Origin of the sequence: Nonomuraea diastatica, assembly GCF_004349015.1 — a bacterium.
Taxonomy (GTDB): Bacteria; Actinomycetota; Actinomycetes; order Streptosporangiales; family Streptosporangiaceae; genus Nonomuraea; species Nonomuraea diastatica.
Genome location: NZ_SMKP01000004.1, coordinates 91981 through 117218, shown reverse-complemented (window position 1 = coordinate 117218; position 25238 = coordinate 91981). Strand labels below are relative to the sequence as shown.

The window sequence follows — 25238 nt, the reverse complement described above, 5'->3', positions numbered from 1 at the left end:
GACCCCCGAATGAGTGACGATATGCTGCGCGCCCCCGCAGAGGTGAAATACGCCGAGGAGCTCGACTGGCTGGAGTCGATCGACGACGGCCCCAAGCCGTTCTCGTGGCGGCTGAGCCCCCGCATGATCCGGCTGTTCATCCTCGGCTCCGAGCGCGCCGACGGGCTCGACCGGGAGATCGCGCAGAAGTGGTTCGGCGACCGCAGCTTCGTCGAGCGCAGCATCGTGACCCTGGCCTCCGACCGTGGCCTGCTGCTGATCGGCGACCCGGGCACGGGCAAGAGCTGGCTGGCCGAGCTGCTGTCGGCGGCCATCTGCCGCAACTCCACGCTCGTGGTCCAGGGCACCGCCGGCACCACGGAAGACCACATCAAATACTCGTGGAACGTGTCCATGGTCATCGCCAAGGGGCAGTCCCGCGACTCGATGATCCCCTCGCCGATCATGACGGCGATGGAGCAGGGCGTGATCGGCCGCTTCGAGGAGCTGACCCGCTCCACCAGCGACGTGCAGGACGCGCTCATCTCGATCCTGTCGGAGAAATACGTCTCCATCCCCGAGCTCGACGACGACAACATCGTCTTCGCCCAGCCCGGCTTCTCCATCATCGCCACCGCCAACAGCCGCGACCGGGGCGTCAACGACCTGTCGTCCGCGCTCAAGCGCCGCTTCAACTTCGTCCGCATCCCCGTCGTGACGAACAAGAAGAGCGAGGCCGAGATCGTCCGCTTCCGCACCGAGGAGCTGCTGCGCAGGCACCGGATCGAGCTCGACCTGCCGCCCACGCTGCTCGACATCCTGCTGCAGAGCTTCGCCGACCTGCGCTCCGCCGCCGCCTCGGCCACCAGCGACGACGAGAAGCTGGAGTCGGCGCTGTCGACGGCCGAGCAGATCGGCGTGCTGGAGGACGCCATCCTGCACAGCCACTTCTTCGGCGACCGCACCCTGCGCGCGCAGACGCTGGCCGGCTCGCTGGTCGGCTCGCTGGCCCGGCGCAGCCCGGAGGACCTGGCGATCCTGAACAAATACTGGCACGGCGTCGTCGAGCCCCGCAGCAAGAAGGACGGCGGGCAGTGGCCTGAGTTCCTCGAGGGCGGCCGCGAGGCCATCGCCACGCTCTCATGATCGACCAGACGAGCACGTTCGGCTCGCTCCGCGAGCAGCTACTCGACGCCGCCGCGGCGTTCGCCGACGGCCCCGTCGCCGTGTCCGGCATCCTGGCGGGGCTGGTCGACGACGTCGACAGGGCGTTGCGCGAGAAGCTGGAGATCTTTCCGGTCTGCCACCACTCGCCGGCCTCGGCGCTGGCGATGGTGCGGCGGCTGCGCGAGAAGCAGCCGAAGGTCATCTACCTGGAGCTGTGCGAAGATCTGCAGCCGTTGCTGACCGAGCTGCGCAACTGCCGGCTGCCGGTGGCGGTGCAGGCGTTCGCGACCGACCTCGACGGCTTCCCGAAGTCGTGGGCGCCGCTCAGCGTGGTGGCGCCGATCACCGAGGCGTCGGCCGAATACCAGGCCATCGCCTACGCCCTCGAAACGCCCGGCGTCGAGCTGGTGCTGGTCGACCGCTCGACCGACCACGTCTTCCAGTGGGCCCCGAAGGAGGAGGCCAAGGAGCGCAAGGAAGAGGCCAGCCTGCACGGCGACGCGGTGGGCGTTGAGATCGGCGACCTGCGCCCGCGCTTCGCCGAGCTGGAGGAGCACCTGCTGCACCACGGCAAGGTGCGCCACTGGTCGGAGTGGTGGGACCAATACGTCGAGCAGCCGCTCTCGGGGGCGGACTACGACACCTACCGCCAGGTCATGGTGCTGATCGGCAGCCTGTTCCGCCGGCTCACCCCCGACGGCGACCGGCTGGCCGTCGACGAGGATCGCGAGCGCTACATGTGGACCCGCATGCGCGAGCACCTGGCCGCCGGCGGCGCCGACCCCGGCGACTGCCTCTACGTCTGCGGCGCCTTCCACGCCGCCAGCCGCGTCGAGCAATTCGGCCTCGACTCCACGGCCACGTTCGAGATCAGCCCGCGCACCGGCACGAAGTGGCTGTACGGGCTCATCCCCTCAAGCCACTCCGCCATCGAGGCGCAGTTCGGGCTGGCTCCGGGGTCGGTGTCGATCGCGGCGGCGACCTGGGCCAAGGCGGTCACCCGCACCAAACTGGTCCCGTTCCAGCTGGCCGGTCAGAAGGGCACGCGCAAACGCGCCGGAGCTCGCGGAGCTCGGGCCAAGCTGCCGCCGCCGAAGGCCGACGCCGCACCCGCCGACCGGCTGACCGGGTTCCTGTCCCGGCCGCCCGCCCTCGACGCGCTCGACGAGGCCGAGTTGCTCGGCTGGTGCGTCGACATCGTCAGGCTGGCCCGGCGCAACGGCTACCTGGCCAGCACCGCCGACGCCATCGCCGTGTTCGAGACGTCGATCCTGCTGGCCGGTCTGCGCAACAGAGCCAGGCCCACCCCCTACGACTTCCAGGACGCGGCCGTCACCTGCATCGAGAAGGACGTCGTGCCGGGCCGCCGCGACGTGCGCCGCCTGTGCGAGATCCTGCTCGGCGGCGACCGCGTCGGGGAGGTCGGCTACGACGCCCTGCCGCCGCTGGCCAGGAACGTCTACGACCGGCTCGCGCCGCTCGGCCTCGACCTGGACAAACGGACGATCCAGCGGGCGCTGATCGACCTCAACGCCCACCCCGAGCTGGTGCCCTGCTCCGACCTGCTCTGGATGCTGCGCTATCTCCTCCCGGACGACGCCGTACGGCCCATCATGGGCGAGCGCGGGCTGGGGGAGCGGTCGATCCAGGAGAGCTGGGACCTCGCGTTCGGCAAACACCAGCGCTCCATCATCGAGCTCGGCTACGAGGGCGTCACCATCGAGCAGGTGCTGGAGCAGCGGCTGCGGCGCTCGGTGTGGGACCCCAAGGCCACCGCGGCCGTCGCCCTGGCGGCGGTCGAGGACGCGGTGCTCTTCCTGGGCAGCCGGCGCTTCGCCGACGAGCTGGGGGCGCGCGCCGTCGAGCTGCTCGCGGCCGAGCGCGGCGTCGACGACGCGCCGGAGGTGCTGCGCAGGATCCGGCGGCTGCTGGCGTACTACCGCGCCAACGAGTCCGAGCTGCCGGCCTGGTGCGAGGCGTTCGTGACCGCCGGCTACGCGCACTACTGCACGCTGCTGCCGACGGCCTTCGTGGACGACGACACCGGCGTGCGGCAGGTGGGCGCCATGCTGGGGTTCCTGTTCACGATGGAGAGCCTCGCGCTGGCGCTCGGCTGCGACCGGGCGCAGCTGGAGCTGGCCGTGCAGCAGTCGCATCCGGAGGCTCCTGCCAAGGTGGCGCTGCTGTGGGCGGCGCACACGCAGCTCGGGTTGCTCACGATGGCCGACCTGCGGGCTCGCTGCGACGAACTGCTCGCCAACCCGCTGGTCATCCCGTCGGTCCCGCAGTACATCATGGGGTTCGTGCAGGCGATGGAGCCCGCTCCCGCGCTGTCCGGGTTCGTGGTCGAGGTGATCTCCAAGGCGTTCGGGCGGCTGCCCGACAGCGTGCTGCTGCCGTGGCTGCCCAAGCTGATCACCACGCTGCGCGCCGGGGCGGCCGAGCTGGTGCCGGTGCTCGTCCGGGAGGCCGGCCGTACGTTCCCCGGCTCGCTGCCGGCGGTGGACTCCTGGGTGCCGCCGTGGTCGGCCCGTCCCAAGCCCGCAGCCGTCGGCGCGCCCGTGGCGTCCGGGCCGGTGGCGGAGCTTCTCCTGGGGCATCCGGCTGCCTGCGACGGGGTGGCGGGGCTGCTCGGGTGCGAGGGCGAGTGGCGCGACCCCGCCTCGGGCGGCGGTGCGGGTGGCGGTCGCGCGGCCCGGGAGGTGAGCGCTCTCCTGACCGCTCACCCTGAACCCGCCCTGGCCCTCGCCGGGCTGCTCACCTGACGATCCGTCTTCCGCCCGGGGGCCGCTCCCTTCGGGAAGGAACGGCCCGCCGCCACGACCAGGGCCCGGCCACCTCGCCGAAGGTGGCCGGGCCCCGTTTCCGATCTCGGTGGGGTGGTGTCTCTCGTCTGAGGGGCGGTTCGCCGTTGGTTCGTTTCCCGCCCCGAGGGGATGGCTCAGGAGCCGAACCGGCCTCTTCGTGCGGTGAGGCCGGTCAGGGTGGGGGTGGCGGTCGCGACCCCAGAGTTACTGCTTCGGCGGGCGGCAGGTGGCACCGGGTGCGGGGAGGCGCAGGTCGGTGAGGTAGGCGTTGGCGTGGGCGATGACGCAGGCGTTGCCCGTGAGGTAGAGCCCGTGGCCGTGCCCGTCGAAGCGGACCGTCGCCGACCCCGGCACCCTGCGCACGATGTCGGCCGTGTCGTCGTGGTCGGTCCACGTGCCCGCGCCGAGGAACGGCGGCAGACCGGACGGCAGCGGCTTGGAGGGGTTGGTCACCGGCACGGGCCAGCCCGTGCACCCGAGGCGGTGCCACAGCCCCATGCCGGCGAGGTTCGGTGAGACCCGCTCGCCCATCGCCCGCACGGCCCGGTATTCGCGATAGCCGCTGAAGCGCAGCCCGTCGGCGCACTGGGTGGCGTTCATGCCCACGAACGACGGCGGCTTCAGGCTTCCGACCCCGGCGTCGACGTAGCTCGCGAACCCGGCGGCGCCCCCCTCCTCGGCCTGCCGTACGGCTGCGGCGAGCTGCCGCCAGCGCGGATACTCGGGCGCGGGTCCCGGCCCGACCAGGTTCGGCATCGCGGCCACCTGCAGGTCGAACCCGCTGTACGCGACCGCCTCGCCGTCCGGCCGGCCCTTGACGGGAATCGGCGTACGGTCCGCGCTCGCGACCAGCTTCCGCCAGCGCTTGCCCATGTCCTTGCCGCACACGTCCCCCGTCCCGCACCACGTCAGGAAACGCTCGAACTGCGCCTCGTACGTGCGATACCGCACGCGGGCGTCCGTCGCCGCGTCCCGCAGCTGGTTGACCGCCCCGTCCAGGTACATGGCCCGGACCCGTTGAGGGAACAGCCGGGCGTAGGCGAGGGCGGGCACCCCTCCGTACGAGGTGGCGACGAAGCTTAGCTGCTTCTCCCCGAGCGCGGAGCGGACGGCGTCGATGTCCCGCGCCACGGAAGCCGAGTCCAGATGGCCGAAGAAGGCGGGGTCGAGCTTCCTGCACTCCTGCGCGCTGCGCCGCACCTTCACCCCGAGCCGCGCGTACGCGCCGGGGTCGTCCGGCCGGGTGAGCCACGGCCCGGTGCCGAAGCACTTGACCGGCAGCCTGCCGTACGTGGTGGCGTTGCGCGGCTCGAAGCTGACCACGTCGAACCGCTTGCGCAGGGCGGAGAAGTGCCCGCCCCGGTACGTGAGATCGTCGACGCCCGATCCGCCGGGCCCGCCGGGGATGCTGAAGACCGTCCCCGAGCTGCTGCCGGTCGCGGGCAGCCGGGCGATCCGCAGCGTCAGTGAGCGGCCCTCCGGCTTCTTCCAGTCGAGCGGAACCCGGATGGAGGCGCACTCCATGTCCTGGGGTCGCTCGTCGCCCGGGCACGTCCCCCACTCGAGAGCCTGGGAGGAGGGAACGACGGCGAGCGAGCCGAGCAGGAGGAGGCTGGTGGCTGTCAGATGCATGCCTCCAGGCTGGCCGCCGCGCCGCCGGATCTCGATCGTGTAGCGGCCCGTTCTCGAGGTAGTGCCAGGACTACCGGCTACGGGTCGATCTCGCGGAGCAATGCGGCGAGGCTCGATGGGAGCGAGCCGGGGGCGTTGATGAGCGTCGGGTGCAGATTCATCTGGATCGCTCTGGTGACCTGCACGTAGGACGGGCTCGCCGGGCGGTTGACCGCGGCGTCGAGGCCGCGCTTCAGCACCGAGAGGTAGGGGAACTCGTCAAGCAGTTCCTGCTTCGTGTAGAGGGATTCGAGCGCGGGGGCGAACCCGGCCTTCCTGAACATCGACTCCTGGGTCTTCTCGCGCAGAAGGAAGTTGATGAACTCGTAGGCGAGCCGGCGGTTCACGGAGCATTCCGATACGGCGAGATTCCACCCGCCCAGCACGCTGGGAACGGGCAGCGGCGCCACGTCGAACGCGTCCTTGACCCTCGACTTCTGGTCGTGCCGCATGACCTGGTAGGCGTAGGGCCAGTTGTGCATGAACACCGCTTTCCCGTCCTGGAAGTCCTGGCGGGCCTCCTCCTCGCGGAAGCGGGCCGCCTTGTGCGGGATCCACTGTTCGGCGAATCCGTCGATGATCCGGCGCATCCCGCGCTCGGCGGCGTCCGAGCCGAACAGCTCGACGCCGTCCGCGTCGGGCGGGATGTCGCCGGCCGCCCCGTGGATCGCTTCGACGACGCCGGCGGTGAAGCCCTCGTACTTGTCGAACTGTCCCACGTATCCGTGGAGCCCGTACTTGGTGGCGAGCTGTTTCGCCTGGGTCCGCAGTTGCTCCCACGAGGTGGGAGGTGAGAGCCCTTCCTGGCGGAGCAGGTCCGTACGGTAATAGAGCAGGGCCGCGTCGGTCCGCATCGGCACGGCCCAGAGCTCGCCGTCGAAGCGGGCGCTGTCGAGGGCCCTGTCCAGGATCGCGTCGGTGGGGAACTTGCTTTCCTCCAGGGGGACGATGTAGCCGGACGCCGCGAATTCGTGCGTCCAGATCAGGTCCAGGGTCACCACGTCGTAGCACTCGGAGCGGCGCTTCGCCGCGTCGTCCTCCTCCGCGAGGAGAGGGTCCTGCGCGTGCGCGACCAACTGCGCGCGGTGCTCGTCCGTGGTGGTCGGCAACTGGACGAACCTGACCTCATGGGACGCGGAGTGCGTGTTGTTCCACTCCTTCACCAGTTGGTCGAGCCATGCGTCCTTGCTGGTGTCCCTGCCGTCGGCGAAGACCAGCCCGCGACCGTCGTCCACGTCGCCGGCGAACGGGTCGTCGTTCAGGCGGGAAACCGTGATGAGGCGGGTGATGGTGAGCAGCGTCACGAGGGCGATCAGCCACGGCCAGGGCTTCACGAGGTCTCCCCGGAGGTGCCGCCGCCCCAGAGCGAGACGGCAAGCCCGTCGAAGGCGCGTTCCATGGCCTCCGCGCCGGGCACGTCATAACACTGGCCGCGGGTCTGTTCGGCTATCCGCCGCAGGCTGGTCCGCTCGGCGCATCCGTTGAGGCCCAGCGCCACGACGAAGACCGGGGTGGAGACGGGAGGCCGCAAATCCGCGGGGATGCGGTCAGGGGACTCATCACCCGAGGTGATGAGAAGCACGGCATCGATCGCCTCGTCCTCGCCCTCGTCGTCGCTCGTCTCCCGCAGCCGGTCGATCGCGTCGTGAACCACGTCACGCGGGTCCGCTCCGGGATGGCTCTCCGGCTTGAGCGCGTTCAGCCGCTCCTGCAAGCGTGCCGGCAACGTCTCGTCCTTTGTGGTCTCGCCGATCTCCATCAGCTCCTCGTGATCGATGTCTCCTGGCCGGTCAGCGAACGTCCACAACCCGACCTGGTCGCGCGGTCCCATGCCGCCGACCGCGGTGTACACCTCCGCCGCGGCCGCGGCGAGGCGGTTGTTCATGGGGGACCCGCGCAGGCCGTCGCGCATGTCACCGGAGACGTCGAGGGCGACGAGCAGCCTGGTGGGTTTCCGGGCTCTTTCCCATATGCCGAGCACCTCTTCGACGCCCCCGGGCGGCGTGCCGGCCCCGTCGTCCTTGCCGGGTGGGGCGAAATGGTGCTTCTTCAGCGCGGACTCGCTGGCCGGGCTCCGCAGATATGTGTGGAGGGCCCGCGCGGCCTCGTCCCTGCGCGGCGTCAGGGCGCCGATGAGCACGTACGGATGGTCGAGGAGGACCGGCTGCTCGGCGGGGACGAGCATGTGCAGACGCTCCCCCTCAGGGGTCGTGCGCTTCGGGCAGTCGGCGCGCAGCGGCCGTCCCGCGTTGTAGTCCTCGACCACCTTGTCCGTGGTCAGCACGGCGAACGGCTGAGCCGGGGGCGGGAACGAATGCCGCACCGCGCACATGAGGTCGTAGGACCCTTCGTGATCGGGCGACTCCAGATTCTGCTCGATCCTGTGGTGGACGTCGCCGGTGCCGCCGGGTGCGTGCCGGTACAGCGCCATCGTGGCCGCCAGGCCGCTGCTGGATGAACGCGGCCCTGATCGGGCCAGGAGCAACTCGCCGCGTGCCACGGCGTTCGACACCTCAGGCCAGGTGAACGAGCTGCGGCCGGTCCACTCCTGGTACGACGGCGGAACGGCCAGCACCAGGCGGGAACGCGCGATCGACCCGAGCGATTCCGGGGTGAATTCCAGCAGATCCCGCTGCTCTGTCAGGCGCTTGGCCTGCTCGAGGTCCAGGGCGGAGCCGGGCAACCACACGTGAGGCCGCGGCGCAGTGAGCAACGCCTCGTCGCCCCACCCGTTACTCAGCAGGTCGATCGCGGTGTGGGCGGAGCGGGCCGTGGACACCTGGATCGTCACGGCGCACTGTCCGGTCTTCATCAGCTCCCGTTCGAAGGCCCGGGCACGATCCTCGACGAGGGCCTGCTTCTCAGGTGTCGTGAGAACGTTGAGCTGGACGACGGGAAAGCAGCCGGACGACCGCCAGAAGATGACCACGGGCACGCCGACCAGGATGGCCACGGCCAGGACGAACAGCGTGACGGTGCGACGCCGGCTCAGGCGGGGTCTTTCGTGCCGCCCTCGCCCGGTCCGTGCCGGGTCCGCAGCGAGGTCATGGCCCCCTGCCCGGTCCTCGTCGTGGGGAGGGAGCGTCACGCGCCGCGTCCTTCCGACGATGCGCTCGACCTTCTCCCGGTCGGAGGCGATCCGCGTGTCGAGCTCTTCCGTGCTGATCGTCGCCACGATGATGAGGCTCGTGATGTCGGCCAGGCGCTCGAAGACGGCCGGGGTCATGTCTCGTGGTCCAGGTGACGATGGAACCCGTCGAGCCACAACACCGTGTTCCGGAGCGGCAGCCCGCCGTTGAGCAGTTCCGCAGGGGAGTTCGGCTTCGCGGGGATGAGGAGCTTCTTTCCCGGCCACACCGCCTGGACGGCTTTCGCGGCGGCGAACGACTTTCCCGCCTTCGGAGGCCCGTCCACGAGAATGAAGCGGGCCTCTCTGACGGCTTCTCTCAGCTCTTCATCACTATTTCTCCTGAAGTAGGGTCTATTTCCGGATGGGTCCTTTACGTCCTGTTCGTGAACGTTGAAGTACGACCACTCGTGGACCCGTTCCGCTCTCGGCAGGAACATCCCGTCACGGAGTAGGTCGGCGTGCACGCGGAGCAGCTTGATCCGTGTGGCGATCGACGTCAGCACGCTCACGGCGACGATCGAGCCGAGGGCGAGGAGGATGGCGCGTGGCGTGACCAGATCCGCCCACGTCAGCCCGAAGATCGCGACGAGCGCGCCGTACACGCCCGAGGAGAGGAGCAATCCCAGCGCGACGGACGTGAAGAAGCGCCGAATGCGCGACCCGTGTTTCCCCACCATAAGGAAAGCCTGGCTGATTCGTCACTCAAATGCTCACAAAACTCCCCATTCAGCAGGTGTTGCCGTTTCGGTCTGCCCCTTGTGGTGATTTATCGGCAAGCGATCAGCCGAATACGCGTGCGGCCGCCGGGATCCGGCGCAGCACCAGCCAGTCCAGCAGCAGCACCGCCGCCATCGTGATCCCCGCCAGCGGGAACAGCAGGCCGAGCAGCGCCATGATGGCCATCACGCCGTACGCCGTGCGCCGGTCCGTGGCGCGGGCGGGGGCGCCGGCCCGGCCGCGCGGGCGGCGCTTCCACCACATCCACGCCCCGGTGACCACCAGCGTGATCAGGGCCAGGCAGGCGCCGAGCATGACGATCAGGTTGGCGGTGCCGTACCTGCGGCCCTCGTGCAGCGCGATGCCCTGCTCGACGGCCTTGGCCATGACGCCGTACTCGGCCCAGCCGTACGAGACGAGCACGCGGCCGCTGTACTGGTCGACGTGCAGGGTCTGCGCGGCCGACGGGTCGCGGCGGTGGTCGGTCACGATCGTGTAGACACCGCGCGGCCCGTCGGGGAGCAGCACCTTGACGTCGCACTCGGCGGCCGCGCACTGCCTGATCCGGGGCTTGGCGGCGGCCAGGGCGGCTTCGACGGGCAGGGCGCCGGGCTGCAGCACGCCGGCCGGGCTCCCGTGCCCGGCGTGCTCGTCGCCGGACGGCGGTACGGGAAGGCGTTCGGCGGCCCAGGGCACCTTCGCGTCCGGGTGGTCGGACAGGTCCCCCGACAGGGGAGGGGCGGAGGTGTTCGGGTAGTCGTCCGCGCTCGGAGACGTGGAGCCCGTGCTGTCCTGGATGCGCTTCAGGCCGTCGCCCCACACGCCCGACCACGGCAGCCCGGACAGGACGAGGAACACCACCACCGCGCCCCCGCCGACGCCGGTCATGAGGTGCAGGCGGCGCAGCCGGCCGCGGCCCGACCGGGCGGACCTCCCGCGGGTACGCCGGCCGCTCCACCACAGGTAGGTGCCGGTGGCGACGAGAATCAGCGCCCAGCACGCGGCGATCTCCACGACCCGGTCGCCGGCCGTGCCGGACATCAGCTCCCCGTGGATGGTGCGTACGACGCGCATGAACGTGGCCGAGTCGTCGATCTGGCCCACGACCTCGGCGGTGCCGGGATCGACGTACACCGAGATGCCCTCGGCGAACGGGCCCGGCTCGGGGCCCTGGAGGATGACGCGGGTGGTGCGGCCGGGGGACGTAGGCGGGATGACGGACATGACGGGCGTGCCGGGGCGTGCGCTCTGGGCGGCCGCGATCTGCTCGGACAAGGGGCGCGGCGCGGTGACGGGTTCGGCGAGCGTGCGTACGTCCTGGTAGCGCCACGCCTCGAACGGCTCCTTGAACAGGTAGATCGAGCCCGTGACGGCGAGGACCAGCAGGACGGGCGCGACGAACAGGCCGGCGTAGAAGTGCCAGCGCCAGACGACCCGGTACCGCTGGGTGGAGGCGGAAGACGGTGCGGCGGCGGGCCGGGCGGTCTCCGGCCGCGCTTGGACAGAGGTCATGGGGGCTCCGTTCCGGAGTGCGGGCACGCGGGGAGGCGGGCGCGCGAAAAGCAGGGGGTGGCCACGACGGGCCGGTCGCGCCACCGGACGGCGGGACGGCGATCCACGCCGCCCGCGGGTGGGCGCGGCCATCAGCGTGGGCGCCCGAGCCTCACGGATGAACAGCGGACGCCCGAGGACACAGCGTGAACGTCCCGGTGTACGCCCGGCCTGGTGCGCAGGTGGGGAGGCGGAACGTTCCGGCGGTGCGGGGTTCCTGGGCGAGCGGCCGTTACCGAGGCGGCCCCCGCCGGCACACCGTCCAGGCCAGCACGTGTGCGGCGGCGACACCGTCCGGAGCCGCGAGGACGAGCCCCTGGCGTGGCGTGCGGGGCGGCGCGAGGCGGGTGGTCAGCCGGTGCCAGAGGTCGCGCAGCGAGCAGGCCAGCAGGCGTAGCAACGTGAGCAGCGCCGAATCGCCGCGCCGCAGCCACCACGCCGACACCGTCGCGACCAGCACGTGCGCCAGCACCATCCCGGCCCCGGCGTGGAGCCCGCTCCCATGATGGCTGGAGAAGGCGGCGCCGCCGGAGCCGAACAGCTGGTGCATTCCGTACTGCGCGGCGAAGGAGGCGGCGAGCAGCGTGCCCAGGGAGCGCTGACGGCGGGCGAGAACGAACGCGCCCGCACCCGTCGCCAGAGTCGCGGCGACGACGGTTCCCAGGCGGGTGTCCGGGCCTCCGGCCAGCACGTGCATGCCCAGTGCGGCGTACACGCAGACGACCGCGAACACCGCCGCCCGCAGCCCGCGCAGGCCGGCCCGGCCGGCCCGCGCGGTGTCCCTGCTGCCGGTGCCGCTACCCTTCTGCTCGGCGTTCAACCGCGATCACCGCTCACACGGGGAGATACGGTGGCTGCCCGGCAGCGGTTCAGCGAACGGCCGGTGGGTTTCCTGCGGTCAGCGGTTCCAGGAACGCTGGAGGGCGTCGCGGAACCTGCGCCCGGCGGGCGGCGGCACGTCGCCGTTGCCCGGCCCCTTCCTGGAGCCGTTGCCAGTGCCGTTGCCCGTGCCGTTCCCGGAGTCGTTCCCTGGAGGCGGCAGGGCGGGCAGTGCGGCGGGGACGAGCACCGCGGCCTCCTCCTCGGTGACCGGCCGCTCGATCTCGCTGTACGCGCCGTCGTGGCCGCGCACGATGACCCCGGTCTCCACGCCGTGGGCGACGGTGTGCCGGTCGCGCGCCAGCAGCCCCAGGGCGATCCTCCGGGCGATCACGTAGCCCAGCACGGGCCCGGCGATGATCGCGACGCGGAAGATCCACGTGGTGGCGTTCAGCGAGATGTGGAAGGTCGAGGCGATCAGGTCGTTGCCGCCGGCCAGCCAGAGCACTCCGTAGTAGACGATCCCGGCGACGCCGAGGCCGGCGCGTACGGGCACGTCCCTCGGCCGGTCGAGGAGATGGTGTATGGCGTTGTCACGGGTGATCCACCGTTCCAGGAACGGGTAGAGCGCCAGCACCGTGAACAGCAGGCCCGGCGCCCCCAGGGCCGGGATCAGCACGCTCATGGTCACCGTGTGCCCGAAGACGGCGAACTCCCACGGCGGCATGATCCGCAGCGCGCCCTCCAGGAAGCCCATGTACCAGTCGGGCTGCGAGCCCGCGCTGATCGTGCTCGGCAGGTACGGGCCGTACAACCAGATGGGGTTGATCTGGAACAGCGTCGCCAGCAGCGCGATCACCGCCAGCACCCACAGGAAGAACACCGTCGTCTTCGCCAGGAACGCGGGGAAGAACGGCGCGCCGCGCACCACCCGGTCGCTCAGCCCCTTCGCCCTGAACTGCGTGTGCGTCTGCCGCCAGGTCAGCACCACCGCGTGCAGCGGGATGAGCAGGAGCAGCAGCGCGGGGATCAGCAGCACGTGGATGCTGTACAGCCGGGAGACGATGTCATCCCCGGGGAACTCCCCGCCGAACAGGAACATCGCCAGGTACGTGCCCACCAGCGGCACCGAGATCGTGACCCCGTGCAGGATGCGCAGACCCGCACCCGACAGCAGGTCGTCGGGCAGCGAGTAACCGAACAGCCCGTTCAGCATCACCAGGCCGAACAGGGCCACACCGATCAGCCAGTTCAGGTCGCGTGGCTTGCGGAAGGCGCCGGTGAAGAAGTTGCGCAGCATGTGGGCGACGATGGCGGCGAGGAAGACCAGCGTGCCCCAATGGTGCATCTGCCGCATCAGCAGGCCGCCGCGCACCTCGAAGCTGATCTCCAGGGTGGAGGCGTACGCCTCGCTCATCGCGACACCCTGCAGCGGCACGTACGAACCGTCGTAGATCACCTCCTGCATGCTCGGCTTGAAGAAGAACGTGAGGAAGACGCCGGTGAGCAGCACGACCACGAACGCGTAGAGGGCGATCTCCCCGAGCAGGAACGTCCAGTGGTCGGGGAAGATCTTCCGCATCGCCTTCTTCAGAAAGCCGGCCCCGCCGAGCCGGTCGTCGAGTGCTCCGGCCAGTGAGCTGCCCTTCATCGTCAACCCCGCCTATGTCTTGGATGGCTCGTCACCTATCAAGACGGGACAGCTGCGGAGAATGTGACACCTGGCGGGCGAATTGCTCTCAGGCGAGGCGTTCGATCGTGACGGGGATCAGCCCCAGCGCGCGGATCGCCTGCCGGTGGTGGTGCAGCAGCGCGCCGAGCGCCGTGGCGAGCTCCGTGGTGGGGGCCGCGCCCAGCCGCACGGTCACGTCCACGCACCAGGCGATGCCCGTCCCGATCCGGCGCAGCTCCCAGGAGAAGCCGTGGCCGTCGGCGTCGGCCGAGGCGGCGCCGGCCACGCGCGGGTCGCCGGTCGGCTCGAGCCGCAGCGCCGTGCGCGCGCTCGCCAGCGCGCCAGTCCACCGCCGTCACCCTCGTCCGCAACCCGGCGTCGGAGCGCAGGTCGAGGCTGAGCCGCGCGGCGCCCGCCCAGGACCCGGCCGAGGGTCGCCACGCGGCCGTGTCGATGCCGGCGGCGGTGTAGTCGTCGCAGAGGACGAACTGCTCGACGAGGATCGCCGCCGGTGACGGGTCGCCCGCCGTGGCGGCGATCAGGTAGTAGTCCACCCGATCGATGATCCTCGGTGGCCGGACGCGGTTGCAAGATCATCACCCGTCCGGGCCCGGTGGTGTCCACCGCGCCCGGACGGGTGAGCCGCCGGAGCGCCACGACGGGTCCGGGCCGCATGGGTCCCGCTCGTTCTGGGCAGGTAGGCCGCCTGGCAACCAGAACCCCTATCCGTCAGGCACGGGAGGCATCAGCGATGCGGAACGGCCGGACCAGCAGGACCGTCGCCGGCACCCTCACGGCGGCGATGCTCCTGACCGCCGGGTGCACGGCGGGCGGCGATCAGGCACCGGACGGTCGGCAGGCACCGGCGGCCAAGTTGTCGATCACCCCTGCGAACGGCGCGGAGAAGGTCCCCCCGGACACCGGCGTCAGCGTCAAGGTCACCGGCGGCGAGGTCGCCGCGCTGACCGTCGCCGACGCCAAGGGACGCGAGGTGCGGGGCTCCGTGGGCGCCGACGGCACGTGGCGGCCCCGGTGGTCGTTGCGTCCCTCGACCAGGTACACGGTCAGCGCCCGGGCCACGGGCACCGACGGCAGGCCCGTCACCGGCAAGGCGACGTTCACCACCCTCGAACCGGAGCGCGTGCTGAAGAGCGGCATCTCACCCCTGGACGGCGAGACGGTCGGGGTCGGGATGCCCGTGCAGCTGCTGTTGTCCCGGCCGGTGACGGGCAAGGAGCACAGGGCCGCGATCGAGCGGTCGCTGGAGGTGCGGATGTCCCAGCCGGTCGAGGGGGCGTGGAGCTGGGTGAGCGACCGTGAGGTGCAGTTCAGGCCGCGCGCGTACTGGCCGGTGGGGGAGCAGGTGACGGTCGTGGCGCATCTGGCGGGCGTACGGGCCGGTGACGGCCTGTGGGGCGCCAGGGACCGCAGGCTGACCTTCACCGTCGGCGCCGAGCACATCACCAAGGTCAGCGCCGGGGCCCACAAGGCGGTCGTGCGGAGGAACGGCGACGTCGTCAAGACCATGCCGGTCAGCCTGGGCAAGCCGGGCGACGACAGCTACTCGGGCGTCATGATCGCCCAGGAGAAGGCGCCGGAGATCGTCATGGACTCGGCCACCGTCGGCGAACCGGGGGAGTACCGGATCCGCACCAAGTGGAACGTCCGGATGACCTACAGCGGCACGTTCTTCCACGCCGCGCCCTGGTCGACCGGCGCGCAGGGCAGCCGCAACGTCAGCCACGGCTGCGTGAACGCCAGCCCGGAGAACGCCCGCTGGTTCTACGAGTTCACCCAGCGGGGCGACATCATCGAGGTCACCGGCACGTCGAGGAAGCTGCGGTTCGGCAACGGGCCGACGCCGTGGGCGAAATCGTGGGAGGACTGGCTGGCCGGCAGCGCCCTCGGTGCCTCGGTCAACGGCTGACCTCCGCGCGGGAGCGAGCCGGGGGTGGCGCAGCGGTCTGATCCGGGCAAGGGGGAATGCCGGGGACGGGATGCCGGGCCCTGACGTGAGCCTGGGAGATGTACCCCCACCCGCGGTTCGCCCACGGCTCGTCGGCCACGGTGCGGTACCAATGTCCGGCCCCCACCTTGGCCACGCACAGAAAGACGTCAGGGCCCTCCCGGTCCAGCCGCCCGACCTTCGTGGTCGCCGCGCCCGGCCCGGCGTGCACCGTTCCTCCGGCGTTCTCGCAGGCGAAGCCTCTCTCCCAGGTCACCCCGAGGTCCGGGTCCTCGACCGGCGGCCTGATGTCCGTACGAGGATCGGCCTCCGCGCACGCGGGCGGCTCGCCGGGTGACACGGGCGCGAGGACCAGGCAGCCGGTCACGACGACGGCGACCAGCGACGCGGCCGCCACCCGCAGGGGCCCGCGGAACCACCGCGACGGCCCGGCGAGCAGCAGGCCGGCGTGCACGGCCAGCACGGTCGCGAGCGCGCCCCACAACCAGGGAGTGCGCAGGTTGCCGGTGGCCAGGTTGCCCGCCAGACCCGTCACGGCCGGGAAGAGCACGCTCACGGCCGCCTTGAACACCCGGCCCCGCGCCCCGGGCTCCTCCCGCGCGCCGAGCGCACCGTCCTGCGTCACTGGTCACCGCCATCGATCCGTACGGTCTGGCGTCACGCAGAGTACCTGGTCAACTGCGGTGAGTGCGGCCTTTTGCAGGGTGTCCGCCCGGCGCTGCCGTCGAGCCCAGGAACCGGGCAGACAAATCCCCTCACTTGACTGGATAGGGGACAATTCATCGGATGACATTTTGGCCCCTCGTTTGATCGAGCTAGGAGCAGGCATGCAGATCGTACGGTTCACCAGCCCTCTGACCGGCGCGGACGCGGTCGGGATCGACGACGGTGAACAGGTGGTGGAGCTGTCCGGGATCACCACCGTCGGCGAGCTGCTGGGGCTCCCGTCCGGCGAGTTCCGCGCGCGGTGCGAGGGCGCCGACGGTCCCCGCCACGCCTCGGCGGGCGTACGGCTCCTGCCTCCGGTGGACGGCCGGATGGAGGTGTGGGCCGCCGGCGTGACCTACCGGCGCTCGCGCGAGGCCAGGGTCGTCGAGAGCGAGCGGGCCGCCGACGTGTACGAGCTGGTCTACGACGCGGAAAGACCCGAGCTCTTCTTCAAGTCCGCGGCGTGGAAGGTCTCCGGGGACGGCGGGCGCATCTCGGCGCGCGCCGACTCGGAGATCGACGTGCCGGAGCCCGAGCTCGGGCTGGTGCTCAACGCCTCAGGGGAGATCGTCGGCTACACGGTGGTCGACGACGTGAGCTCGCGCACCATCGAGGGCGTCAACCCGCTCTACCTGCCGCAGGCGAAGATCTACCTGGGCGCGTGCGCGGTGGGCCCGGCGATCAGGCCCGCGTGGGAGGTCTCCGACCCGTACACGCTGGACATCACGCTCTCCATCACCAGGGGCGGAGAGACGGTGTGGGACGGCAAGGCGAACACCTCGCAGCTCAACCGGCGCCTCGACGACCTGGCGGCCTACCTGTTCCGCGCCGACGTCTTCCCCGACGGCGCGGTGCTGGCGACCGGCACCTGCCTGGTCCCCGACCTGCCGTTCACACTGCGGGACGGCGACACGGTGACCATCGCCGTCTCCGAGGTCGGCACGCTGACGACCAGCGTGGTCAGGGGCCTGGACGCCATGCGCTGAGCCCTCGTGCGCCGTCCCACGCCGGCGGCACACGCCGCCGGCGCATCGGCCTGGCCGATGACCGGGGCGATGTGCCGGGGGAGGAGCACCTCATCCGGCGGTGTTCTCCTTCTCGAAGGAGCTCAGCGTGGGGTCGTAGTCGAGGGCGCCGATGTCGTACATCGGGGTCATCCAGTGGTAGAAGTTGTCGCCGCGCTCGCGCAGCAGGTCGTACAGGCGGCGCATCATGCGGCGGCGGACCGGGGCCAGCTCCTGATGGGTGTACCGGTTGCTCAGCTCGTGCGGGTCGGCGTGCAGGTCGTACAGCTCGTTGACCGACTCCGGGTTGACGATCAGCTTGTAGCGGTCGTCGCGGATCATCCGCTGCGGGTAGGGGAAGTGGTGGCCGTGGAACTCGGCGAGCAGCTCGCCCGGCCATTCCGGGTGCTCGCCGCGGACGATCGGCGCCAGGCTGCGGCTGTCCACGGCCGGCTTCGTGTCGCACCCGGCCAGCTCCAGGATCGTCGCGGTGCAGTCGGTGAGCGTGACGAACTCGTCCCGGACCTGCGGCTGCTCGCCGGGAATGCGAACGATGCCGGGGATGCGGTAGATGTCCTCGTACATCGCGGGGCCCTTGTCGTGCAGCCGGTGCGCCCCGGTGAACTCGCCGTGGTCGGCGGTGAAGAACACCGTGGTCTCGCCGGTGAGCCCCAGCTCGTCCATCCGGTCGAGGATCCGGCCGATCTGCTGGTCGATCAGCGTGACATAACCCCAGTAGACCGCGATCAGCTTCCTGGTGACCTCGATGGGGATCGTGTCGAACGTCCAGTGCGCGCTGTAGTTGCGCTGCACCGGCGGCTTGCCCTCGAACGTCTCCGCGATCGACGGCGGCAGCTCCACCAGGCTCGGGTCGTACATGTCGAAGTACTCGTCCGGCAGCAGGTACGGCAGGTGCGGCCCGAAAAAGTGCGTGGCCAGGAAGAACGGCCGCCCGTCCGCGGCGTAGCGCTCCATGTGCTCGATCGCCCTGGTGGCCAGGTAGTGCTCGAACGTCGCCTCCACCGGCTGGTGCAGCCGCGCCGCCAGCAGGTTGCCCTGGTTGCCGTTGGGCGTGGTGCCCCGGATCAGGTCCGAGATCCGGTACGGCGGCAATCCCCGCTCCTCCAGGTACGCCAGGTAGTCGGGGTGGTCGACCGGGTTGTGCCAGCCGGGCAGGTCGGGCCCGTCGAAGCCGTAGGAGGCGGCGTTGCGGCTGGTGCCGCCGTGCCACTTGCCGATCAGCCCGAGCTGGTAGCCGCGCTCCTTCAGCGCTTCCGGGAAGGTGAACGCGTCCTCCCGCAGGTTTTCCAGGTAGCCGACGTTGCGCTCGTAGTTCGCCAGCAGCCGGTGCCGGAAGGGCGCCTGCCCGGTGAGCAGGCTCGCCCGCGCCGGCGTGCAGATGGCCGTCGGCGTGTAGAACCGATCGAACCGCGTGCCGGTCGCGGCGAGCCTGTCCAGGTTGGGCGTGGCCACATGCGGGTTGCCATAGCAGCCCAGGGTGTCGACGCGGTGCTGGTCGGTCATCAGGAACAGCAGGTTCACCTGACACCTACAGCGTGGAGGCCCCGCCCTTCGGAGCGGGAAGGAAACGCGAAAACGGCCCGAATCTTCTTACACATGGCAACCCTTTCTGAAAGATGATCTGTGTGAGGACGGCGTACAAGTGCCGGGCATACCCGGACCCCGAGCAGACGGACATCTTTGCCCGCACGTTCGGCTGCGTGCGCCTGGTGTGGAACAAGACCCTCGCCGAGCGGCACCCGCACGTACCACGCCGAAGGTCGGCCGACCTCCTGCAAGGAGACCGACGCCGCGCTGACCGAGTGGAAGCGAACCGAGGACCTGGCGTTCCTGCCGGAGGTATCGTCGGTGCCGCTGCAGCAGACGCTGCGCCACCAGAACGCCGCGTTCGCCAACTTCTTCGCCGGTCGGGCCAAATACCCGCGCTTTCCACCCGGGCATGGACGTGTCCGGGCTGCCGCACCCGGCACGACCGGGACGTCAACGCGGCGAAGAACATCCTTGCGGCTGGTCGAGCCGTAACCCGAGACAACTCGGGCGATGCCTGTGGAGCTGGTGCAAGACAGCAAGGGTCCTCCCTTCCGCAGTCGGCGATGAAGCAGGAAGCCCAACCCGTGAGGGCTGGAATCCCCCTCCCTTAGTCCTTAGGAGGGGGGAAGAAGTCAATTGGTGTAGGCCTCCGTGTAGAGGTCGCCGGTGTAGTAGGTCGCGGGGTCGGGGCGAGACTTCACCTGGCCGGTGCTGACGAAGAAGTCGCCCAGGCTGTTCAGCCACGTGGCGACCGTGCCGTCCTTGGTCTTGGCGACCAGATCGGCGGTACTCATGACCTGCACGTTCGCCGCGTCGGCCTTGACCTTGGCCACGTCGAGCTTGAGCAGCGCGGCCGCCTCGGTGATCGACTCCTCGGGATGCGCGGCCCGCCAGTCGTTGGCCTCCTGCAACACTTTGATCACCTTGCGGGTGAGCTCCCGGTCCACGCCGGTGCCGCCGACGAACGCGGTCGGGAACGAACTGTCCGGGAACTCCTTGGTGCTGGCCAGCTCCACCGTGCCCGGCACCTTCTGCTTGATCGTGTCGATCAGCGGATACCAGATCCCGGCGCCGTCGATCTGCCCGGCCGAGAACGCCGAGACGACCGTCGCCGGGTCCATGGGGATCTTCTGGATGTCCTTGGCGGTCATGCCCGCCTTCCGGAGCGCCAGGTTGAGCACCATGTCGCCGGACGTTCCCTCGGGAACGCCGACCTTCTTGCCCTTGAGGTCCTGCATGGTCTTGACGCCCGGCCGCCCGATGACGCGGTCGGCGTACGCGAGCGTGTTGATCGCGACGACCTTGGCCTTGCCGGTGGCGGGCAGCCACATGGCCCCCGGGCCGATGTAGCCGAAGTCGAGGTCGCCGGAGCCCAGCGCCTGGATCTGGAGCGGCCCGTTGGTGAAGACCTTGATGTCGGGGGCGAGGCCCTGCTTGTCCCACAGGCCCTGCTTGTCGGCGATGGCGAGCAGGCTCGCGCCGTTGTAGTCGCTGATGTAGCCGAACCTGACCGTGGAGCCGTCCTCGGTGCAGGCGGTCACGGACAGTGTCATCAGGCTCACCGCCGAGGCGGCCGTCAGGGCGCGGCGAAGAGAACGCATGGCGGATCAGTCCTTTCCGGGAGGTGACTGCGGGCCGGGGCCGCGGGTACGTGCGGGTCCCCGGCGGTGGGGTCAGGCCGCGGCCTGGGCCTGGTGGTAGACGGCGTGCCAGACCTCGTTGCGGATCCGTCCGAACTCGGGCGACAGCCGCATCTCCTCCGTTCTGGGGTACGGCAGCTCCACGTCGATGATCTGCTGGATGCGGCCCGGCCTGGCGGCCATGACGATGACCCTCCTGGCCAGGTAGACGGCCTCGTCCACGTCGTGGGTGATGAACATGACCGTGCGCTGCTCCTGGCTCCAGGTGTCCAGCAGCTGGTCCTGCAGCTGCACCCTGGTCAGCGCGTCGAGCGCGCCGAACGGCTCGTCCATGAGCAGCACCTGCGGGTTCACCGCGTACGCGCGGGCGATCGCGCAGCGCTGCTTCATGCCACCGGACAGCGTCTTGGGCAGCGCGTCGGCGAAGTCGGACAACCCGACCAGCTCGATCGCCCGCTCGGCCCGCCGCCGTCGCTCGTCGGCCGGGAGGTCGGTCAGCTTCAGCCCGAACTCGACGTTCTTGCGCACCGTCAACCACGGGAACAGCGCGTACTGCTGGAAGATCACCCCCCGGTCGGGCCCGGGGCCGGCGACCGGCACGCCGTCCACGAGCACCTCGCCCGAGGTCGGCTCGACAAGCCCGGCGGCCATGCTCATCAGCGTGCTCTTGCCGCAGCCCGACGGGCCCACGACCGTGACGAACTCGCGGTCGGCGATGTCCAGCGACACCCGGTCGAGCGCGGTGAACGTGCCGTCCTTGATCGGGTAGGTCTTGACCACGTCGGTGAAGGAGATCTTGGTGTTCATCTGCGCTCCTGCCAGTCGGTGAGGCGCCGCTCGGCCAGCAGCAGCAGCCGGTCCATCAGCAGGCCCAGCAGGCCGATCGCGATCAGGCCCACGAAGATCGTGGACAGGTCGTAGTAGAGCTGGGCCTGCTGCATGCGGAACCCGAGGCCCTCCTGGGCCGCGATCAGCTCGGCGGCGACCAGCGTGCCCCAGGCCGAGCCGAGACCGACCCGCATGCCGACCAGGATGAACGGCGTGGAGGCCGGCACCACGACCTTGAGGAAGATGGTCCGGTCGGAGGCGCCGAGCACGCGGGCCGCGCTGATCAGCGTCCTGTCCACGTCCACCACGCCCTGGAAAGTCGCCACGACGCTGGACAGGAACGACGCCAGGAAGATCACGAAGATCTTCGGCACCTCGCCGATGCCCATGAGCACGATCGCCAGCGGAATGATCGCCAGCGGCGGGATGGTGCGGAAGAACTGCACGTACGGCTCCAGCAGGCCGCGCGCGGTGGCGTACCAGCCCATGAGGAAGCCGATCGGGACGGCCAGCAGGGTGCCGAGCAGGAAGCCCAGCAGCACCCTGCGCAGGCTGGCCAGCGCGTCGTCCAGCAGCGTGCCGTCGGCGATCAGCTCGCCCGCCTTGGCCGCCACCTGCAGGGGGTTGGGCAGGCCCTGCACGCCGATCGTCGCCAGCAGCGTCCAGACGAGCAGGCCGATGACGACCGCGATCAGGTTGAGTGCGATGGCGCGCCGCGGGCGTCTGGGGCCGCGCCGTGCGGCCGGGGCCGCCGGCGACTTGCCCAGCGCGGTGAGCTGGGTCATGAGTTCTCCTTCGCCGGTCTCGTGTCGTGAGGGGTCATCTGGGGTCCTCCGCGAGATCCGGGCCGGCCGGATAGCGAGAGAGCAGCGGAGACTCGTGCAATACCAGGGCGATGCCGCCGAGGGCGCCGGCGACCTCGCCGAGGGTGGCGCGACGCAGGCTCACCCGGTGCCGGGAGACCGGCATGACGTGGGCGCGCAGCGCCCGCTCGATCGGGTCCATCAGCGCGGTCCCGGTCTCCGCCAGCTCGCCGCCGACCACGATCACGCTGGGACCGATCGCGTTGCACAGGGCGGCGAGCACACCGCCGATGCCGGCGCCCACGCCGTCCAGCACGGCCAGCGCCGCCGCGTCGCCCGCCCGGGCCGCCTTGACCAGCTCGGGCACGTCGCCGGCGAGCCCGCCGGCGGCGCGGTAGGCCTCGAGGACGGCCCTGATCGAGGCGATGGTCTCCAGGCAGCCGGTGCCGCCGCAGTCGCAGCGGGCGCCGTCCTGGTCGACGGTGATGTGGCCGAACTCGCCGGACAGGCCGTACGCGCCGCGGTGCAGCGACCCGCCGACGACCAACCCACCGCCGACGCCGTGGGACAGGCGCAGGTACAGCACGTCCCGTACGCCGGCCGCGGCGCCCCAGATCGCCTCGCCCAGCGCGGCGAGCCTGGTGTTGTTGTCCAGCAGCACCGGCACGCCGAACCGCTCGCGCAGCAGCACCTGCGCCGGATGCGGCCCATCCGGCGCGCTGGGGCGCGCGGCCTCGGCGCCGTCTTCTCCGGCGCCGTCTCCCTCGGGGCCGCCGCCCGGGCCGCTTTCCTCGGGGCTGCCGACCGGGCCGACCACGCCGACGCCGATCGCGCTGAGCGCTCCCAGGCTGAGGGTGCTGAGGGTGCCGCCGGTGAGCGAGCCGACGAGCCGGCCGGCCAGCTCGACCCGCTGCTCCCACGGCAGGTCGGCGTCGTGCGGCTCGCTGGCCGAGCCGACGATCTCGTGCGCCAGGTTGATGGCGGCCACGTGCAACCCGCGCCGGGCGAAGTCGATGCCGATCGCCTGGCCGGCGTCCGGGTTGAGGGTCAGGGTCTCGGCGGGCCTGCCGCGTCCGCGCGGCGTCTCCCGCTCGCTCGCGGTGACGACCGCGCCGCCGGCCACGAGCTCGGCGAGGATGTCGTACAGGGTGGTGCGGGACAGCCCGCAGCGCCTGCCGAGTTCGGCGCGGCTGAGCGGGCCGTGCTTACGCAGCAGCCCGAGCACGAGCTCCTCGTGCCCGCGCCGGAGCTGTGACAGGGGGCCACGGGGTTGTGACATACGGCAGAGTCTGCCTAGTCATCGTCTTTTTCGTCAATAACCCGGAAAAAACCGTTCTGCCGCGGGGCCCGTCGCGCTGACCTGCGAAAGCGCGGACACGACCAGCCCCTAGGGCACTCTATAACGTTCACGTAACGGCCTTGGCGCCGCGTGAACGCAAGGGGCGGCGACCGCCGGGGGAGGCTCCCGGTGGCCGCCGCCAGGCGTGGCGTGCCGGCGTTACGAATCGCTCAGCCACACCTCCGCGAGCCGCTTGCCCTGGTAGATCGGGCTGTCGTACAGATCCCGCACCCGCTCGCTGTAGATCGAGTAGTCGAACTTCTGGATCGGGTAGTAGACCTGACGGATCACCGTCTCCATCCGGGTCTGCATCTGCTTGTAGATCTCGTTGCGCTTCTGGTCGTCGAGCTCGGTGCGCGACCGGTCCAGGAGCTTGTACAGCTCCTTGTCGTCGATCTGCGTGTAGTTCTCCAGCGAGTCGGGCTCGAAGTCCCGCCACACCTGGTCGGGCAGGTGCACGCCGCGCAGTGCCTTGGCCACCGCGAAGTCGTGGTTGCGGCGCCTGTCGATGCCCGTGCTCGGGTCGACCATCTCCAGTTCCATCTTGATGCCGACCTTGGCGAGGTCGTCCTGCATCCACTGCGCCTCGCGGACGTCCTCGTCGTCCACGCGCTGCACCATGAGCTTGGTGCTGAACCCGTTGGGCAGCCCGGCCTGCGCCAGCAGCTTCTTGGCGTTCTCAGGACTGTACGGCCTCAGCTTCAGCACCTCGTCCTTGGCCAGCGCGGCGGTGGAGATGTCCGGCCGGACCAGCGAGGTCAGGTTGTAACGGCCCCGGATGTTCTGGCCCATGCCGTCCCAGTCGATGGCCTCCATGAAGGCCTGCCGGACCTTCGGGTCGTCGAACGGCTCCTTCTCGGGATTGATGAAGATGCTGACCGGGGCGCCGGGGGTCTCGTTGACGGTGAAGCCCTTGCCGTCGAGGCTCTTGGCCACGTTCACGTCGCTGGTGGTGCCGACGTCGAGGCGTCCGCTGCGCAGCGCCGCGGTGACGGCGGCGATGTCACTCATGATCGGGCGCCGGATCTCGTCCAGGTACGGTTTGCCCTTGATGTAGTAGTCCGGGTTCTTCTTGAACACCCACTCGACGTTCGGGGTGTGCTTGTCCAGCATGAACGGGCCGGTGCCGATTGCCTGCTTCTGCATGTCGAACTTGCCCTCGAGACCCTCCCTGGGCAAGATCATGTTGAAGTGGTAGGCGAGATAGTCCAGCAGCGGGCTGTAGGCGTGCTTCAGCTTGAACACGACGGTGTGGTCGTCCGGCGCCTCGATGGTCTTGACCGGTTCGATCATCCACTTGTGGACCTCGGTCGTCTTCTGCAGCGCCTCGAAGGTGGCCACCACGTCGTCGGAGGTGAACGGGCGCCCGTTCACCGGGGGGATGTTGTGCCAGCGCACGTCCTTGCGGAGCTTGAAGGTGTAGGTCGTGCCGTCCTTGGAGATCTTCCACGACTCGGCCAGGTCGGGCATGATCTCCAGCGACTTGACGTCCGGCCCGGTCTTGAAGTCCACCAGCTTCTCGTAGACGGTGCCCGAGATGAGGCCCATCGTGGACGGGTCGCTGGTGGTCATCGGGTTGAGTCCCTCATCGATCTCCGTGGGGAGCTGGAGCACCAGAGAGCCGCCCGGCTTGGGGTCACCGGCCGGGGCCGCGTTGCCACCCTCGTCGCCGTCGATGCCGCCACCGCCGCCGCAGGCCGAGAGGAGCAAGGCCGCGGTGAGTGCTGCCGCGCCCAGGCGCGTACGACGTATCACGCCGGCCTCCGGAGAGAACGGGCGGTCACCGCGCGAGCCGATCCGGTGCCTATGGGGAGGTCCGCCTCGCCTGCCAAGGCGCACCGTCCTTTCCCTGCTTGTTTCATGGTCCTGCCTCCACTTGATCAGCG

At 70.4% G+C, this 25238-nt stretch carries 20 protein-coding genes and 1 pseudogene; 6 read left to right on the top strand and 15 right to left on the bottom strand.

Annotation, left to right across the window (positions count from 1 at the left end):
* Positions 1 to 9: 9 nt before the first annotated feature.
* Together E1294_RS02385 and E1294_RS02380 are read left to right on the top strand one after the other, a co-directional pair.
* Positions 10 to 1125, top strand: coding sequence for an ATP-binding protein (locus E1294_RS02385; RefSeq protein ID WP_132503963.1), 1116 nt, complete (start codon positions 10 to 12; stop codon positions 1123 to 1125).
* Entirely contained in the window at positions 1122 to 3911 is a 2790-nt protein-coding gene (locus tag E1294_RS02380; RefSeq protein ID WP_132503961.1) for a DUF5682 family protein, read from the top strand. Before E1294_RS02385 ends, E1294_RS02380 begins: the two co-directional genes overlap by 4 nt.
* Before the next feature lie 246 nt (positions 3912 to 4157).
* Here the strand turns inward: E1294_RS02380 and E1294_RS02375 are convergent, their stop codons facing one another.
* The 8 genes from E1294_RS02375 to E1294_RS02340 form a co-directional block, all read right to left on the bottom strand.
* Positions 4158 to 5585: an alpha/beta hydrolase gene (locus E1294_RS02375; protein WP_132503960.1), complete on the bottom strand. Its 1428-nt coding sequence runs from the start codon at positions 5583 to 5585 to the stop codon at positions 4158 to 4160.
* A gap of 77 nt (positions 5586 to 5662) precedes the next feature.
* Positions 5663 to 6958, bottom strand: coding sequence for an extracellular solute-binding protein (locus E1294_RS02370; protein ID WP_165977039.1), 1296 nt, complete (start codon positions 6956 to 6958; stop codon positions 5663 to 5665).
* Complete coding sequence (locus E1294_RS02365) at positions 6955 to 8850, bottom strand: vWA domain-containing protein (RefSeq protein WP_132503958.1); 1896 nt, start codon at positions 8848 to 8850, stop codon at positions 6955 to 6957. The genes E1294_RS02370 and E1294_RS02365 overlap by 4 nt, the downstream gene beginning before the upstream one ends.
* Complete coding sequence (locus E1294_RS02360) at positions 8847 to 9431, bottom strand: hypothetical protein (protein WP_132503957.1); 585 nt, start codon at positions 9429 to 9431, stop codon at positions 8847 to 8849. Before E1294_RS02360 ends, E1294_RS02365 begins: the two co-directional genes overlap by 4 nt.
* Before the next feature lie 103 nt (positions 9432 to 9534).
* Positions 9535 to 10983 carry a PepSY-associated TM helix domain-containing protein gene (locus E1294_RS02355; protein WP_165977038.1) on the bottom strand — a complete coding sequence of 483 codons (1449 nt, stop codon included), beginning with the start codon at positions 10981 to 10983 and terminating at the stop codon, positions 9535 to 9537.
* Between the two features lie 271 nt (positions 10984 to 11254).
* Positions 11255 to 11842, bottom strand: a complete 588-nt coding sequence (locus E1294_RS02350) for a hypothetical protein (protein WP_132503955.1) — start codon at positions 11840 to 11842, stop codon at positions 11255 to 11257.
* Between the two features lie 78 nt (positions 11843 to 11920).
* Positions 11921 to 13492 carry a cytochrome bc1 complex cytochrome b subunit gene (qcrB, locus tag E1294_RS02345; protein WP_132503954.1) on the bottom strand — a complete coding sequence of 524 codons (1572 nt, stop codon included), beginning with the start codon at positions 13490 to 13492 and terminating at the stop codon, positions 11921 to 11923.
* Positions 13493 to 13580: 88 nt separating this feature from the next.
* On the bottom strand, positions 13581 to 13799 hold the full coding sequence (locus tag E1294_RS02340; RefSeq protein WP_132503953.1) for a hypothetical protein: 219 nt from the start codon (positions 13797 to 13799) through the stop codon (positions 13581 to 13583).
* Positions 13800 to 14264: 465 nt separating this feature from the next.
* Between E1294_RS02340 and E1294_RS02335 the strand changes: the two genes are divergently transcribed.
* Positions 14265 to 15440 (top strand): L,D-transpeptidase, encoded by a 1176-nt coding sequence (locus tag E1294_RS02335; protein WP_132503952.1) that lies wholly within the window; start codon positions 14265 to 14267, stop codon positions 15438 to 15440.
* Here E1294_RS02335 and E1294_RS02330 read toward each other — a convergent pair.
* Positions 15430 to 16104 carry a hypothetical protein gene (locus E1294_RS02330; protein WP_132503951.1) on the bottom strand — a complete coding sequence of 225 codons (675 nt, stop codon included), beginning with the start codon at positions 16102 to 16104 and terminating at the stop codon, positions 15430 to 15432. The genes E1294_RS02335 and E1294_RS02330 overlap by 11 nt on opposite strands.
* A 202-nt stretch (positions 16105 to 16306) precedes the next feature.
* Here E1294_RS02330 and E1294_RS02325 point away from each other — a divergent pair, with 202 nt between their 5' ends.
* The gene (locus E1294_RS02325) at positions 16307 to 17173 is read left to right on the top strand and encodes a fumarylacetoacetate hydrolase family protein (RefSeq protein WP_132503950.1); all 867 of its coding nucleotides are present in this window, start codon (positions 16307 to 16309) and stop codon (positions 17171 to 17173) included.
* A gap of 90 nt (positions 17174 to 17263) precedes the next feature.
* On the opposite strand, the gene E1294_RS02320 is transcribed toward E1294_RS02325, so the two are convergent.
* Positions 17264 to 18733: a sulfatase family protein gene (locus E1294_RS02320; protein WP_132503949.1), complete on the bottom strand. Its 1470-nt coding sequence runs from the start codon at positions 18731 to 18733 to the stop codon at positions 17264 to 17266.
* Between the two features lie 104 nt (positions 18734 to 18837).
* On the opposite strand from E1294_RS02320, the pseudogene E1294_RS02315 reads away from it, so the two are divergent.
* Positions 18838 to 19168 (top strand): annotated as a pseudogene (locus tag E1294_RS02315) (helix-turn-helix domain-containing protein); the annotation flags it as partial.
* Positions 19054 to 19353 carry a zinc ribbon domain-containing protein gene (locus E1294_RS02310; protein WP_165977040.1) on the top strand — a complete coding sequence of 100 codons (300 nt, stop codon included), beginning with the start codon at positions 19054 to 19056 and terminating at the stop codon, positions 19351 to 19353. The pseudogene E1294_RS02315 and the gene E1294_RS02310, both read left to right, overlap by 115 nt.
* A gap of 21 nt (positions 19354 to 19374) precedes the next feature.
* Here E1294_RS02310 and E1294_RS02305 read toward each other — a convergent pair whose 3' ends face one another.
* From E1294_RS02305 to E1294_RS02285, 5 genes are all read right to left on the bottom strand, one after another.
* Positions 19375 to 20343 (bottom strand): aliphatic sulfonate ABC transporter substrate-binding protein, encoded by a 969-nt coding sequence (locus E1294_RS02305; protein WP_132503947.1) that lies wholly within the window; start codon positions 20341 to 20343, stop codon positions 19375 to 19377.
* A 72-nt stretch (positions 20344 to 20415) separates the two neighbouring features.
* The gene (locus E1294_RS02300; protein ID WP_132503946.1) at positions 20416 to 21189 is read right to left on the bottom strand and encodes an ABC transporter ATP-binding protein; all 774 of its coding nucleotides are present in this window, start codon (positions 21187 to 21189) and stop codon (positions 20416 to 20418) included.
* Positions 21186 to 21995 carry an ABC transporter permease gene (locus tag E1294_RS02295; RefSeq protein WP_132503945.1) on the bottom strand — a complete coding sequence of 270 codons (810 nt, stop codon included), beginning with the start codon at positions 21993 to 21995 and terminating at the stop codon, positions 21186 to 21188. The genes E1294_RS02300 and E1294_RS02295 overlap by 4 nt, the downstream gene beginning before the upstream one ends.
* A gap of 34 nt (positions 21996 to 22029) precedes the next feature.
* Entirely contained in the window at positions 22030 to 23292 is a 1263-nt protein-coding gene (locus E1294_RS02290; protein WP_132503944.1) for an ROK family transcriptional regulator, read from the bottom strand.
* Between the two features lie 219 nt (positions 23293 to 23511).
* Complete coding sequence (locus tag E1294_RS02285; protein WP_132503943.1) at positions 23512 to 25107, bottom strand: ABC transporter substrate-binding protein; 1596 nt, start codon at positions 25105 to 25107, stop codon at positions 23512 to 23514.
* Between the last annotated feature and the right edge of the window lie 131 nt (positions 25108 to 25238).